General features: G+C 71.7%; 14 protein-coding genes and 1 pseudogene. 5 read left to right on the plus strand and 10 right to left on the minus strand.

From position 1 onward, the window contains the following. Positions 1–20: 20 nt before the first annotated feature. The 3 genes from fbaA to BFL37_RS00385 all read right to left on the minus strand — a co-directional run bounded on the left by fbaA (position 21) and on the right by BFL37_RS00385 (position 3,230). Positions 21–1,046, minus strand: coding sequence for a class II fructose-bisphosphate aldolase (gene fbaA, locus BFL37_RS00375; RefSeq protein ID WP_086513205.1), 1,026 nt, complete (start codon positions 1,044–1,046; stop codon positions 21–23). Positions 1,047–1,154: 108 nt separating this feature from the next. Continuing rightward, positions 1,155–2,534 (minus strand): DNA recombination protein RmuC, encoded by a 1,380-nt coding sequence (locus BFL37_RS00380; protein WP_086513206.1) that lies wholly within the window; start codon positions 2,532–2,534, stop codon positions 1,155–1,157. A gap of 66 nt (positions 2,535–2,600) precedes the next feature. Continuing rightward, positions 2,601–3,230, minus strand: coding sequence for a 3'-5' exonuclease (locus BFL37_RS00385; RefSeq protein WP_086513207.1), 630 nt, complete (start codon positions 3,228–3,230; stop codon positions 2,601–2,603). 99 nt (positions 3,231–3,329) lie between these two features. Here BFL37_RS00385 and ychF point away from each other — a divergent pair, with 99 nt between their 5' ends. After that, positions 3,330–4,403 carry a redox-regulated ATPase YchF gene (gene ychF / locus BFL37_RS00390; protein ID WP_086513208.1) on the plus strand — a complete coding sequence of 358 codons (1,074 nt, stop codon included), beginning with the start codon at positions 3,330–3,332 and terminating at the stop codon, positions 4,401–4,403. A 46-nt stretch (positions 4,404–4,449) separates the two neighbouring features. On the opposite strand, the gene BFL37_RS00395 is transcribed toward ychF, so the two are convergent. The 3 genes from BFL37_RS00395 to BFL37_RS00405 are packed head-to-tail and all read right to left on the minus strand — an operon-like array spanning position 4,450 to position 6,490. Next, positions 4,450–5,217: an SCO1664 family protein gene (locus BFL37_RS00395; RefSeq protein ID WP_086513209.1), complete on the minus strand. Its 768-nt coding sequence runs from the start codon at positions 5,215–5,217 to the stop codon at positions 4,450–4,452. After that, positions 5,217–5,774: a DUF3090 domain-containing protein gene (locus BFL37_RS00400; RefSeq protein WP_086513210.1), complete on the minus strand. Its 558-nt coding sequence runs from the start codon at positions 5,772–5,774 to the stop codon at positions 5,217–5,219. The genes BFL37_RS00395 and BFL37_RS00400 overlap by 1 nt, the downstream gene beginning before the upstream one ends. 23 nt (positions 5,775–5,797) lie before the next feature. After that, positions 5,798–6,490 (minus strand): histidine phosphatase family protein, encoded by a 693-nt coding sequence (locus BFL37_RS00405; RefSeq protein WP_086513211.1) that lies wholly within the window; start codon positions 6,488–6,490, stop codon positions 5,798–5,800. A 132-nt stretch (positions 6,491–6,622) separates the two neighbouring features. Between BFL37_RS00405 and BFL37_RS00410 the strand changes: the two genes are divergently transcribed. Both BFL37_RS00410 and BFL37_RS00415 read left to right on the plus strand, forming a co-directional pair. Beyond that, positions 6,623–6,904, plus strand: coding sequence for a type II toxin-antitoxin system RelE/ParE family toxin (locus tag BFL37_RS00410; protein ID WP_086513212.1), 282 nt, complete (start codon positions 6,623–6,625; stop codon positions 6,902–6,904). Then, the gene (locus BFL37_RS00415; protein WP_086513213.1) at positions 6,879–7,199 is read left to right on the plus strand and encodes a HigA family addiction module antitoxin; all 321 of its coding nucleotides are present in this window, start codon (positions 6,879–6,881) and stop codon (positions 7,197–7,199) included. Before BFL37_RS00410 ends, BFL37_RS00415 begins: the two co-directional genes overlap by 26 nt. A gap of 32 nt (positions 7,200–7,231) precedes the next feature. Here BFL37_RS00415 and BFL37_RS00420 read toward each other — a convergent pair whose 3' ends face one another. The 3 genes from BFL37_RS00420 to BFL37_RS00435 all read right to left on the minus strand — a co-directional run bounded on the left by BFL37_RS00420 (position 7,232) and on the right by BFL37_RS00435 (position 10,956). Then, positions 7,232–8,662, minus strand: a complete 1,431-nt coding sequence (locus BFL37_RS00420; RefSeq protein ID WP_086513214.1) for an amino acid permease — start codon at positions 8,660–8,662, stop codon at positions 7,232–7,234. Positions 8,663–9,022: 360 nt separating this feature from the next. Continuing rightward, complete coding sequence (locus BFL37_RS00430) at positions 9,023–9,487, minus strand: universal stress protein (RefSeq protein WP_086513216.1); 465 nt, start codon at positions 9,485–9,487, stop codon at positions 9,023–9,025. A 2-nt stretch (positions 9,488–9,489) separates the two neighbouring features. Continuing rightward, positions 9,490–10,956: an APC family permease gene (locus tag BFL37_RS00435; protein WP_086513217.1), complete on the minus strand. Its 1,467-nt coding sequence runs from the start codon at positions 10,954–10,956 to the stop codon at positions 9,490–9,492. A gap of 231 nt (positions 10,957–11,187) precedes the next feature. On the opposite strand from BFL37_RS00435, the gene BFL37_RS00440 reads away from it, so the two are divergent. Both BFL37_RS00440 and BFL37_RS00445 read left to right on the plus strand, forming a co-directional pair. Continuing rightward, positions 11,188–11,592, plus strand: a complete 405-nt coding sequence (locus tag BFL37_RS00440; protein WP_086513218.1) for a hypothetical protein — start codon at positions 11,188–11,190, stop codon at positions 11,590–11,592. 59 nt (positions 11,593–11,651) lie between these two features. Next, positions 11,652–12,215 (plus strand): GIY-YIG nuclease family protein, encoded by a 564-nt coding sequence (locus tag BFL37_RS00445; protein ID WP_086513219.1) that lies wholly within the window; start codon positions 11,652–11,654, stop codon positions 12,213–12,215. 27 nt (positions 12,216–12,242) lie between these two features. On the opposite strand, the pseudogene BFL37_RS00450 reads toward BFL37_RS00445, so the two are convergent. Then, positions 12,243–12,863 (minus strand): annotated as a pseudogene (locus BFL37_RS00450) (endonuclease domain-containing protein); the annotation flags it as partial.

Raw genomic sequence — 12,863 nt, forward strand, 5'->3', positions numbered from 1 at the left:
TTCCGCGGTCCGCGCGGGCGCTAGCTCTGCGACTTGCCGTGCGAGCCGAGCTGGCGCGTGGCCTCGACGACGCGGGCGGCCATGGCCGACTCCGCCGTCTTGCCCCAGGCGCGGGGGTCGTACGTCTTCTTGTCGCCGACCTCGCCGTCGACCTTGAGGAAGCCGTCGTAGTTGCGGAGCACCGAGTCGGCGATGGAGCGGCTGAACGCGTACTGCGTGTCGGTGTCGATGTTCATCTTCACGACGCCGTTGCGCACGGCCTCCGCGATCTCGTCGTCGGAGGAGCCGGATCCGCCGTGGAAGACGAGGTCGAACGGCTTCTCGGCCGTGCCGTACTTGGCCTGGATGCCGTCCTGGATCTCCTTGAGCAGCGACGGGCGCAGCTGCACGCCGCCGGGCTTGTACACGCCGTGCACGTTGCCGAATGTGAGCGCGGCCATGTACCGGCCCTGGTCGCCGAGGCCGAGCGCCTCGACCGTGGAGATGGCGTCCTCGAGGGTCGTGTAGAGGTGCGCGCCGGTGTCGTGGCTGACGCCGTCCTCCTCGCCGCCGACGACGCCGATCTCGACCTCGAGGATCGCGTTGATCGCCTTCATGCGGGGGAGAAGGTCTGTCGCGATGTCGAGGTTCTCGTTGAGCGGGATGGCCGAGCCGTCCCACATGTGCGACTGGAAGATGGGGTTGCGGCCCGCGCGGACCTCCTCCTCGCTGGCCTCGATCATCGGGATGACGAAGCCGTCGAGGGCGTCCTTCGGGCAGTGGTCGGTGTGCAGCGCGACCGTGATCGGGTAGTTCTTGGCGACCTCGGTGGCGAAGCGCGCGAACGCGAGGGCGCCTGCCGCGCGGTTCTTCACGGTGTGGCCGGAGAAGTAGTCGGCGCCGCCCGTGGTGACCTGGATGATGCCGTCGGACCCGGCGTCGGTGAGCCCCTGGAGGACCGCGTTGATCGTCTGCGACGACGAGACGTTGACCGCCGGGTAGGCGAATCCGCCGGCCTTGGCGCGATCCAGCATCTCGGCGTACTGCTCGGGGGTTGCTACGGGCATGGTGCATCTCCTTCGGCGGATCCACGGCGACGCCGTGCGGCTGTCGCGGGATCCTCGTCGGCCGGTGGGAGACGAGCCCCCGCGGCCGGGCCCCGCGTGCTCGCCACTCTACCGAGCGGGGGTGTCCGCGGCCGGGGAGGGCGGCCGGGTGAACTCGTCCGCGGTGAGCTCCCGGGGGGTCGCCTCGAGCGGCTCGAGCGTGCCGATGACCTTGGACTCGTCGAGCCGGCTGAGGCGGCGGGCGGTGGGGAGGACCTGGCGCTCCAGGGATCCGACGACGCGGTTGTAGTCGCCCACCGCGCCCGTGAGCGAGCGGCCGAGCTTGGCGATGTGGTCGCCGCTCGTGGCGAGGCGCGCGTGCAGCTCGCGGCTGAGGTCGAAGAGCTGCTTCGCGTCCTCCGTGAGCACCTCCTGCTGCCAGCTGAACGCGACGGTCTTGAGCACCGACCACAGCGTGACGGGGGAGGACAGCGCCACCCGGCGGGAGAACGCGAACTCCATGATGCTCGGATCCGCCTCCAGCGCCGACGACACCAGCGACTCGCTCGGGATGAACGCGATGACCATCTCGGGGCTCGCGTCGAGCCCCTCCCAGTAGGCGCGGCTGCCGAGCGCCGTGATGTGGTCGCGCACGGCCTGCACGTGCTGCTTCATGAGGTGGTCGCGTCGTGCGCCCTCGGGCCCGGTCGCGGAGGCGGGGATGGCGCTCGCCTCGAGGTACGCGGTGAAGGGCGCCTTCGCATCCACCGCGATGTTCTTGCCGCCGGGCAGGTGCACGACCATGTCGGGTCGGCCGATGCCCTGCGCGGTGGAGACGGAGGTCTGCACGTCGAAGTCGACCCGGTGGATGAGCCCCGCCGCCTCCACGACGCTGCGCAGCTGCGTCTCGCCCCACACGCCGCGCGTGCTGTTGGAGCGGAGCGCGCTGGCGAGCGTCTCGGCCGTGACGCGCAGCCGCTCCTCCGCCTCGGTGGCGCTCCGGAGCTGCTCGCTCAGCTCGCCGTGTTGCTGTCGGCGCTGCTCCTCCAGCTCGTGCACCTTCGCCTGCACCTGCTTGAGGCTCTCGGCGACGGGGCTGAGCGCGGTGAGCACGCGGCCGTCCTCCTCGGTGCGGGCGAGCTCGGCGCGCTGGACCTCGCGCAGCCTGGTCTGCAGCTCCGCGATGCGGTCCTCCTGCTGGCCGATCTGCTCGCGGAGATGCGACTCCTGCGCGTCGAGCCGCTCGCGGTGCAGCGCGTCCTGCGTCTGGGCGCGCTCGGCGAACTGCGCGGTGGTCTGCGCGACCTGCTCCTCGGCGAGCCGCTCGGTGCGATCCAGCTGCTCGCGGAGCGCCGTGACCGTGGCCTCCGCGGCGGCGAGGCGCGCGGCCTCGCCCGCGCTGCCCGGCGCATCCACTCCGGAGCGGGCGCGCGCCACGGCCAGCCCGACCACCGCGCCCACGGCCAGGCCGATGACGAGGCCGACGAGCAGGGCGATGACGGGATCCATGCGTGCAGTGTGCCAGCGGCCCCCGACACGGCAGGGACGCGGGTCGGCGGGTGGCCGCGCGGCGGATCAGGCCCAGTCGATGGGCGGCGTCGCGGCGGCCGACGCCTGCGTGACGGTCTGGGTGCGCGGCGCGCCGATGCGCCCCATGCCGACGCCGGCCGCCTCCGCCAGCCCCGCGAGGGAGACGGCGCCGTGGCGTCCGGCCGCGTGCACGACGATCGCGGCGCACGCACGCGCGTCGGCCAGCGCCTCGTGGTGCGAGAAGTCCTCGAAGCCCGCGGCCCGCGCGGCGACCGGCAGCCGGTACGAGTCGAGCGCGTAGGTGCGGCGCGCGACCTGGAGGCTGCAGAGGTAGGAGTACGGCGGCGGGATGAGCGCCGTCGCCTTGCACGCGCCCTGGATCACGCCCATGTCGAAGCGCGCGTTGTGCGCGACGAGGTGGTCGTCGCCCGCGAAGGCCATGAGGCGCGGCAGCTGGTCGGCCCAGCCGTCGGCGCCCACCACGTCGTCCTCGACGATGCCGTGGATCCGCGTGTTCCAGACCGAGAAGGCGTCGTGTCCCGCGGGCGGCCGGATGAGCCAGGACGCGGTCTCGACCACGACGCCGTCCCGGACCTTCACCAGACCCACCGAGCACGCGCTCGCCGACGAGTTGTTGGCGGTCTCGAAGTCGATCGCGGTGAAGTCCAACGGCATGGGTTCGAGTGTTCCACGCACGACCGACGCCGGATCTCGGGAGAGCCCAGCCCCCGCCGGTCGGGGGAGGAGCCGACCCGCCCCGTACGATGGACTCCCGTGGCACTCACTATCGCGATCGTCGGTCTCCCCAACGTCGGCAAGTCGACGCTCTTCAACGCCCTGACCAAGAACCAGGTGCTCGCCGCGAACTACCCGTTCGCGACGATCGAGCCGAACGTGGGCGTGGTGAACCTCCCGGACCCGCGCCTCGAGGTGCTCGCCGGCCTCTTCGGCAGCGAGAAGATCCTCCCCGCGCCCGTCTCCTTCGTCGACATCGCCGGCATCGTCCGCGGCGCGAGCGAGGGCGAGGGCCTCGGCAACCAGTTCCTCGCGAACATCCGCGAGGCCGACGCCATCGCGCAGGTCGTCCGCGGATTCGAGGACGAGGACGTCGTGCACGTCGACGGCCGTGTCGACGCCGCGAGCGACATGGAGACCATCAACACCGAGCTGATCCTCGCCGACCTGCAGACCCTCGAGCGCGCCGAGCCGCGCTACGAGAAGGAGCTGAAGACGAAGCGCATCGAGCCCGTCGTGCTGGAGACCGCGAAGGCCGCGCGCGAGTGGCTCGACTCGGGCAAGCCGCTGTCGGCGTCTTCGATCGACCTCGAGCCCGTCCGCGAGCTCGGCTTGCTGACCGCGAAGCCCTTCATCTACGTGTTCAACGTCGACGAGCAGGTGCTCGGCGACAAGGGAAGGCTCGACGAGCTGGCCGCCCTCGTGGCACCCGCGCAGGCCGTGTTCCTCGACGCGAAGATCGAGTCGGAGCTCATCGAGCTCGACCCCGAGGACGCCGCCGAGATGCTCGCCAGCACCGGCCAGGAGGAGTCCGGCCTCGACCAGCTCGCCCGCATCGGCTTCGAGACCCTCGGCCTCCAGACCTACCTGACGGCGGGCCCCAAGGAGACGCGCGCCTGGACCATCGGCAAGGGCTGGAAGGCCCCGCAGGCGGCCGGCGTGATCCACACCGACTTCGAGAAGGGCTTCATCAAGGCCGAGGTCATCTCCTACGACGACCTGGTCGAGACCGGCTCCATCGCCGAGGCCCGCTCCAAGGGCAAGGCCCGCATCGAGGGCAAGGAGTACGTCATGCAGGACGGCGACGTGGTGGAGTTCCGGTTCAACAACTGACCCTGGAACGTCTCGCCGGTTGGCGCGGCGTGATCTCCCTGTTCGGCTAGAACAGCGGCCAGGGAACAGCGGAGGAGTGGCCTGCAGGAGCCGGGAACCGCGCCTCCGTGCGCAGCCGCGTACAACGAGCGCGCAGCGCGTCTATCTCCTCCGCCGTCAGCAACTCCGCCAGCTCGCGCCCCAACTCCTCGTCGAGCCCCGCGAGCACCCGATCCACCCCCTCGAGCTCCTCAGGCGTCAGCGGATCCCCGACCCACCCCCACAGCACCGTCCGCAGCTTGTGGTCCTCGTGGAAGGTGAGGCCGTGGTCGACGCCGAAGCGGTGGCCGTCCGGCATGGCGAGCACGTGGAAGCCCTTGCGGTCGGCGTTGTTGACGATCACGTCGAAGACGGCCATGCGGCGGAGCGCCGGGGTGTCCTCGTGGATGAGGGCGACCGTGTTGCCCTCTTCGTCCTCGCCGCCGAGCACCGTCCGGTAACCGGTCTCCGGGATCTCGGCCGCGGGGATCAGGTCCACGGCGTCCTGGTCGGGATCCGCGTCCTGCCAGAGCTGCACCATGCCCTCGCCTGCGGGCCCGTCGCGGAGCCACGTGCGCGGGACGACGCCCCAGCCGAGCGCCTCCGAGACGAGGTAGGCGGCGACCTCGCGATGCGCGAGCACCGCGTCGGGGAAGTCCCACAGCGGGTTCTCGCCGCGGATCGGCTTGTAGACGACGGCCACGTCGCCGATCGTGCCGAGGAAGGTCGCGTTCGACGCGGTGCGGATGCGGCCGGTGACGATCAGCTCGCCGTCCAGCGGGTCCGTCGCCGACATCAGTTGTCGGGGAAGGTGTGGACGTGCCCGTCGGGGTCGATGGGGTAGCCGCACAGCGCGCAGATCGGGCGGCCGGCGCCCACGATCTCGTGGGTGCGCTTCGCGAACGCGCGGGCCGCGCCGACGGGCATGCGCACGACCAGCATCTCGGTGTCGTCCACGTCGTCGTCGACGCTCGGCAGGTCGAAGTCGTCGCTGTCGTCGTCCTCGGCCAGGGGGTACGCCTCGATGATCACCTGGGCTGTCGTCGGATCCCAGCCGAGGCCCATCGCGCCGGTTCGCCAGCGCTCGACGACGTCCTCGAGCGGGTCGTTGTCGACGAGCTCCGGGGGCGTGCTGGCGGGGATGCTGAAGGGGTTGCCCTCGACGGTGACGAGCTGGTCGAGGATCTCGTCGATCTTCTCGGCGAGGAGCGCCGACTGCTGCTTCTCGAGGGCGATGGTCACCAGCTGGGGGCCGGAGCGCACCTGGAAGTAGAACGTGCGCGCGCCCGGGAGGCCGATGGTGCCGACCACGGCCCGGTCCGGCCAGTCGAATTCGAGGGCTCGTGTGGGCATGTCACCACCCTAGGCGCACGTGGTCACGGGGTGCTGTGCCCGGCGCCGCCGCCGACCGGTGCATCGCCGGATCCGCCGCTCGCGGCCAGCCAGGAGAGGTCGCCCGCGTCGGTGTTGGTCGCGTGCACGGTCGGCCGTCCCGCGCCGTAGCGCACGATCGAGACGGACGCGGGGCCCACGTCGATGCGCTGGAACAGGTCGAGGTGCATGCCGTACGCGTCGGCGAGGATCGACTTGATGACGTCGCCGTGGCTCACCGCGACCCACACGGCGCCCGGCCCGTGCTCGGCCTCGATGGCGGCGTCGTGCCGGCGGATCGCGGCGACCGCGCGCGCCTGCATCCCGGCCATCGACTCGCCGCCGGGGAAGACGACGGCCGACGGGTGCGCCTGCACGGTCTTCCAGAGGTCCTCGGTGGCGAGCTCGCTGAGAGCGCGGCCCTGCCACTGCCCGTAGTCGCACTCGGTGAGGTCGGGGTCGACAGGCTGGGCGGGCTTCCCCGTCTGCCGCTCGAGGATCCGCTGCGCGGTCTCCCAGCAGCGCTGCAGCGGGCTGGAGACGACGGCCGCGAGCGGCACCGCGGCGAGCCGGTCGCCGGTGCGGTCGGCTTGGTCGCGTCCGATGTCGTCGAGGTCGACGCCGGGGGTGCGCCCCGCAAGGATCCCGGTCGCGTTCGCTGTGGTGCGTCCGTGCCGCACGAGGATCACTGTCGCCATGCCGCCAGCCTAGGGACCCAGCGGCGGAGCGGCGGGCGCACGGGTGCGCGTCCTGCGCCACGCGGACCTCTCCCGCACGCGTCGGAGGTTGACGTGTAGCGTCATTGACGCGTCCCGTTATATTCTCTTCGCGTGATCAGGTCGTTCGGCAGCAAGCAGACCGAGCGCATCTGGGATCAGCAGTACGTCACGGGCGTCGATCGGGTCGTCCAGCGGGCGACCCTGCGGAAGCTCGAACTGATCAACGCCGCGGTGGATGTCGAGGATCTGCGCATCCCGCCGGGCAACCGGCTCGAGCGGCTGGTCGGGGATCGCCGGGGTCAGCACAGCATTCGGGTGAACGACCAGTGGCGGATCTGCTTCATCTGGCGAGAGGGAGGTGCGGAAGATGTCGAGCTCGTCGACTACCACTGAGGGGGACCGAATCGAGCCGATCCACCCGGGCGAGATCCTGATGGAGGACTTCATCGAGGCCTTCGGGATCACGCAGAACAAGCTCGCGGTGTCCATCGGGGTACCGCCCCGGCGCATCAACGAGATCGTGCACGGCAAGCGCGGCATCACGGCGGACACGGCCATCCGGCTGGCGCGCTACTTCGGCACCTCGGACGAGCTCTGGATGAACCTGCAGAGCAACTACGAGCTGCGGCTCGAGCGGCGTGCGCTGCACGACCGGATCGCGGCGATCGTCCCCCTCCGCGTCGCGTGACCGGGATCCGCCGCGAAGGTCTCAGCCCCGCCTCACGCCGTCCCGTCCGCCCGCACTGACTCCGGCCTCGGCGAAGCGGCCCCCGCGTCCGCGTCGACCGCCGCCACCGGGTCCACCGGATCCACCGACCCACCCCGCGCCTTCGTCACCACGTACAGCACGAGCACGACCGCCCACGCGACCAGGCTCAGCACGAGCTGGGGGCGGATCTCGGGGTCCAGCGCCATCTGCGCGAGCACCGCGAGGATCCCGACGACCGTGAGGATCGAGAGGCCCGGGAACAGCCACATCTTGACCGGCAGGTCGGCGGATCCCGAGCGGCGGCGCAGGACGATCTGCGAGATGGAGATCAGCAGGTAGACGAACAGGATGATCGCGCCCGAGGAGTTGAGCAGGAACAGGAAGACGGTGTCGGGGGAGACGGCAGCCGCGATCACGCAGAGGAAGCCGACCACCGACGAGAGCAGGATCGCCGCGCGCGGCACTCCTCGCGAGGTCACCTGCACGAGCCGCGCGGGCGCCTCCCGCCGGGCCGCGAGCACGAAGAGCATCCGGCTCGCCGTGTAGAGGCCGGAGTTGAGGCACGAGAGCACGGCGGTGAGGACGACCGCGTTCATCACGTCGCCCGCGAACGGGATCCCCATGCGGTCGAACGCGCTCACGAATGGGCTGGCGCCGAGCTCCGTGGAGTCCCAGGGGAGGATCACCGCGAGCAGGAACAGGGATCCGACGAAGAACAGCGCCACGCGGAGGATCACGGAGTTGGTCGCCTTGCGGATGGCCTTCGCGGGGTCCTTCGACTCGGCGGCCGCGATGGTGGCGATCTCCGCGCCGACCATGGAGAAGATGACGACGACGACCGACGAGAAGATCGCGCCGACGCCGTTCGGGAAGAAGCCGCCATTCGCGACGAGGTTCGAGAAGTCGAGCGAGCGACCCGGCCAGATGCCCAGCACGTACAGGCTGCCGAGGCCGAGGAACAGGATGATCGCGGCCACCTTGATCCCCGCGAACCAGTACTCGAACTCGCCGAACGCGCCGACGGAGATGAGGTTGGTGGCGGTCATGAGCGCCATCAGCCCGAGCGAGAGGAGCCAGAGCGGCGCGTCGAACCAGTAGGTGAGCGCCTTCGCGCCGGCGACCGCCTCGAATCCGACGACGATGACCCAGAAGTACCAGTAGAGCCAGCCCATCGAGAACCCGGCCCAGCCGCCGAGGGCGTGCCGGGCGTAGTCCGCGAAGGAGCCGGTGCTGGGGTTCGCGGTCGCCATCTCGCCGAGCATGCGCATCACCAGGATGATCAGCACGCCGGAGATCGCGTAGGTGAGGAACGCGCCGGGGCCCGCGCCGTTGATCACCACCCCAGAGCCCACGAACAGGCCGGCGCCGATGACGCCGCCGATCGCGATCATGGTGAGCTGCCTCTGCGTGAGGCTCTTGTGCAGCTGAGGTGCGGATGCCATGTGGATGCCTCCGAGCGGGTCGGCGTTCTCCGGTGGGGGACCCTCCCGCTCGATCGGCGACGCGTCGGGCCGGGAAGTGGTGAGCACGATACGCAGGGGACGGGCCCGACCACGAAGTGTTCACATGGGCTTTACATTGCGGCGGGCGATGACCTGGCGCAGCGCTCGAGCGCGGGCGGCGACGGGATCGTCTCGGGCGACGAGCGCGTGACGGAGCTCGCGGCGGATGACCGCGGCGAGCCGGTGTCCTTCACCGCGGAGGATCCGGCGGGTGCCACGGTGTCGGCCGATCGGTTCCGCGGCAGGGTCACCTGGTCCGCGTGTCGCCCACGTCCGTCCCCTCTCGCGCCTGCCCCGCCCTCAATCCCAGGCGCGCTCGCTCCGGGGCGTCGGGCGACAGATCATCACCGCGCACGGGGCCGAGTGCTGCACCCGCGACGCGGTGCTGCCGAGCAGGATCGTGGCGCTGAGGCCACGGCTCCCGGCGGCCATCGCGATGAGGTCGGCGTCGAGGTCCTCGGCGGCGCGGATGATCTCCGTCGCCGGTGATCCGCTGCGCACGTCGCGGTGGATGGTGGGGCCCCACCCGTCGAACTGGGAGGCCACCACGTCCACGGCCGTCCACGCGTCGCGCTGGTAGCTGAGCTCCGTCTGCGCGTGCGCGTGCTGAGGGCCCAGCTCGTTCGCGAACGGGGCCGCCGCGTACGGGCTCACGACCGCGAGCACGGTGACGTCCGTGATCTCGCGCGAGTCGGCGATCCACTTCAACTGGAGGGCACCGGCGAGAGAGGCGCGGGACCCGTCGGTGGTGACGATGACGTGCATGATCAGACCTCCCTGTCCGTGGGGCCGGCCGCGGCCACGCCGGCGGCGGCCTCGAGATCCGGCTTCTTCTGCCCGAAGGCTCGCTGGAACAGGTAGAGCACGAGCCCCAGCGCGAGGAGCCCGCCGACCCAGATCAGCGCGGCCGGGTCGTCGACGAGCGTGTAGATGAGCACGGCGACGTTGCCGAGGATCCCGACGATGAGCAGCGGCGTGTTCGCCCGGTACGTGTCGTCCGTCTCATCGTGGCCGCGGAGCTTGAGGCAGGCGACGATCACGAGCGCGTAGATGAAGAGGAGGAACACGACCGTGATGGTGGCGAGGCGGTCGACGATGTCGAGCCGGTCGGCCTCGGGGATGCCGGACTGGCTGGAGCGGATGGCCGCGCCGATGATCAGCAGCGACGCCACCACCGCGCCGCCGAAGATCAGCGCCACGTACGGGCTGCGGCGGGCCGGGTGCACCTTGGCGAAGACCGCCGGGACGACGTTCTCGCGGGCCATGCCGAACAGGATCCGCGACTGGGCCACCACGGTGACGAGCGCCGTGTTGCTGATGGCGACCATGGCGATGAGGCCGAAGATCACGAGCATGACGGCGGCGGGGATGAAGAAGAGGTCCGCGCGGATGACCTCGAGGAGCGTGTTGCCGGCGAGGTCGCCGATGGGCACGGCGAGGGCCGCGGCCATGGAGACGAGCACGTAGACGACGCCGGCGGTCATCATGCCGCCGATGAGCGCGCGGGGGAACGCGCGCGACGGGTTGATCGTCTCCTCGGCGACATTGGCGGCGTTCTCGAAGCCCGTCATGGCGAAGAACGCGAGCGAGACGCCGGCGAGCACCGCCAGCACCGCGGATCCGGCGCCGCCCTCGACCTGGAACTGCAGCAGCACGGCCGGGTCGCCGACGCCCTCGACCAGCGCGATCACGCCGATGGCGACGACGACGATGAGGCCGGTGATCTCCACGAACGTCATGACCACGTTCGCGACGACCGACTCGCTGATGCCGATGAGGTTGATGGCCGTGATGACGGCGACGAACGCGACCGCGATGCCGGTGGTGGCCCAGATGGCGGACTCGGGCAGCCCGATGAGGTCGCTGAGGTAGCGGACGAAGCCGGCGGCGAGCGATCCGACGGCGGCCATGTTGGCGCTGAGCATGCAGATGGTGATGAAGAAGGTGAGCACGGGGCTCCGGAACGCCTTGTTGACGTAGAGCGAGGCGCCCGCGGCCTGCGGGTACTTGGTGACGAGCTCGGCGTAGGCGAGGCCCGTGATGGTCGCGATGGAGACGCCCACGAGGAACGCCATCCAGAACGCGCCGCCCACGGCCGCGGCCACGAGGCCCACGAGCACGTAGATGCCGGATCCGAGGACGTCGCCGACCACGTAGAAGTACAGCTGCTTGACCGTGATGGAGCGCTTGAGCTCGGATCGCGGAGGTGCCGGGGCCTCGGTGGGGTTCGCCATTTCCCCACACTAGGGGCGTGGTGGTGCGGGGTCGAGGGGGCGGGACGGCCCGCCGTGACCTGGTATGCGGGCTCGACGAGCGGGCGGAGGCCCGCGTCGTGCACCTCGCCCGACCATCGTCAGGCTCGGGGCGCCCGGTCATACTGGGAGCGGCGCCGCGATCGTCCCGCGGTCCGCGCCGGGACGGGGAGGTCGCATGAGCGCAGCAGACGGCACCGGACGGGCGCGCGCATGACGCCGCGGATCCGGGCGCTCCTCCTCAGCGGGATCATCACCGGCTTGACCATGGCGATCGTCGCGGCCGCGCGCCCCTGGACCCGACCGGACGCGCCCGACGACTGGGTCGTGCTCCGCTTCGAGGCGGGCGAGGCCGCGTCCGCGTACGAGGCGTTCGAATCGCTGGCCGCCACCGAGGTCGCGGGCGACGACGCCCTGCAGCTGCTCGAGGCGGGCTGGATCGACGGCAACGAGTTCGGCGAGGACTCCTACGACGTCTACTTCGTGGGCGCCGACCGCCGCATCATGTGGGAGGTCCTCGAGCCGATCTTCGCGGACGCGCCCGTGCCGTGGACCTCGGTGGAGCTCCGCCGCGGGCTCGAGGACGCCGCGCCCGTGGTGGTGCGGGCGGCGCGCTGAGCAGGCCTCGACCGGCTCTCGCGGGCCCCGGTGTCGGCGCCCGCGCCTAGCGTCGGGGGATGACGTCGAGCGGATCCGCCCCCTGCCGCGCCGAGGGATGCGCGGCGGGCGCCGAGCCCGGCGCACCTGTGCCGCTGTGCGCCGCGCACCTCGTGGCGGCCGCCGCCTGGGCGGAACGGGAGCACGGCGTGGAGGACGTGCTGCCGTCGCCGTGCCCGGCATGCGGATCCCGTCTCGGCGTGCGCTACCCGTCGGGCTGGCTGTGCGCCGTGTGCGAGTGGCGGCACGGCGACCACCCGGACGGCGAGCTCGCGCCGCCGCGGGTCGAGGTCGTCTACTACATCCGCTTCGGCGACCGGATGAAGATCGGCACGAGCGCGAACCCGCGGCAGCGGCTCGGCACCCTGCGCCACGACGAGCTGCTCGCGTTCGAGCGCGGCGGCCGCGCGGTCGAGCGCGCGCGGCACGCGCAGTTCGCGCGGCAGCGGTTCGACCGCACCGAGTGGTTCGAGCTCGACGCCGCGCTGCGGGAGCACGTCGCCGCGCTCGCCGCGGGGCAGCCGGATCCGTGGGAGCTGCTGGCCCGCTGGCGGAGCGAGGCGCTGGCGCTGCGGGTCAGCTGACGCGGCCCGGAGGAGCGCCGCCGCGCCTCATCCGGTCGCGGCCGACGGAGGTGCCTCGCGCAGGTAGGCGTCCACCAGGAAGGGGCCGCGGATCTCGCGCAGCCGGTCGAGGAGCTGGTCCACCGTGCCGCGCGTGAGGCCCGAGACGCACAGGTCGTACGGGCCGAGCGGCGGCAGCTTGCCGGTGCGGATGCGGATGACCTCCCACCCGGCCGCCCGCAGCGCGCGGTCCTTGCGCCGGTCGGCCTCCTCGCGGCGGCCGACGTGCTCCAGGCCATGGCGGCCCGTGGAGTCGTACTCGATCGCGACGCGCAGCTCGGGCAGCACGATGTCGGGCCACGCCTCGAGGTGCTCGAAGAACGGACGGGCGAGCCGGACGGCGTCGAGGCCCGGCGTCTGCTCGAGGCGCGCGGCCAGATCCTGCCGCAGGCGCTCCTCGACCGCGGATGCGGGCGGCGGCGCGCACACGCTCGCGAACGGCTCGCCGACGGGGAGGTCGGGGGTCTTCGCGCAGACGCCGGGGGAGCGGCGGGGGCGGGCGGGCACCGGGGCCGCGGGCGGGGATCCGCGCCGCTCGGCCGGGCCCGCGGTGCTCGGGGTGCCGTCCTTCCCGCGCCGGTCGCGGGCCGTGCCGTGGACCGCGGGCCG

The organism is Clavibacter michiganensis (genome assembly GCF_002151125.1).
Taxonomy (GTDB): domain Bacteria; phylum Actinomycetota; class Actinomycetes; order Actinomycetales; family Microbacteriaceae; genus Clavibacter; species Clavibacter michiganensis_C.

Coding starts and splice junctions, on each gene's coding strand:
- fbaA (WP_086513205.1), bottom strand. CDS start 1,046: ATGCCCGTAGCAACCCCCGAGCAGTACGCCGAGATGCTGGATCGCGCC.
- BFL37_RS00380 (WP_086513206.1), bottom strand. CDS start 2,534: ATGGATCCCGTCATCGCCCTGCTCGTCGGCCTCGTCATCGGCCTGGCC.
- BFL37_RS00385 (WP_086513207.1), bottom strand. CDS start 3,230: ATGCCGTTGGACTTCACCGCGATCGACTTCGAGACCGCCAACAACTCG.
- BFL37_RS00395 (WP_086513209.1), bottom strand. CDS start 5,217: ATGTCGGCGACGGACCCGCTGGACGGCGAGCTGATCGTCACCGGCCGC.
- BFL37_RS00400 (WP_086513210.1), bottom strand. CDS start 5,774: ATGCCCACACGAGCCCTCGAATTCGACTGGCCGGACCGGGCCGTGGTC.
- BFL37_RS00405 (WP_086513211.1), bottom strand. CDS start 6,490: ATGGCGACAGTGATCCTCGTGCGGCACGGACGCACCACAGCGAACGCG.
- BFL37_RS00415 (WP_086513213.1), top strand. CDS start 6,879: ATGTCGAGCTCGTCGACTACCACTGAGGGGGACCGAATCGAGCCGATC.
- BFL37_RS00420 (WP_086513214.1), bottom strand. CDS start 8,662: ATGGCATCCGCACCTCAGCTGCACAAGAGCCTCACGCAGAGGCAGCTC.
- BFL37_RS00430 (WP_086513216.1), bottom strand. CDS start 9,487: ATGCACGTCATCGTCACCACCGACGGGTCCCGCGCCTCTCTCGCCGGT.
- BFL37_RS00435 (WP_086513217.1), bottom strand. CDS start 10,956: ATGGCGAACCCCACCGAGGCCCCGGCACCTCCGCGATCCGAGCTCAAG.
- BFL37_RS00440 (WP_086513218.1), top strand. CDS start 11,188: ATGACGCCGCGGATCCGGGCGCTCCTCCTCAGCGGGATCATCACCGGC.
- BFL37_RS00445 (WP_086513219.1), top strand. CDS start 11,652: ATGACGTCGAGCGGATCCGCCCCCTGCCGCGCCGAGGGATGCGCGGCG.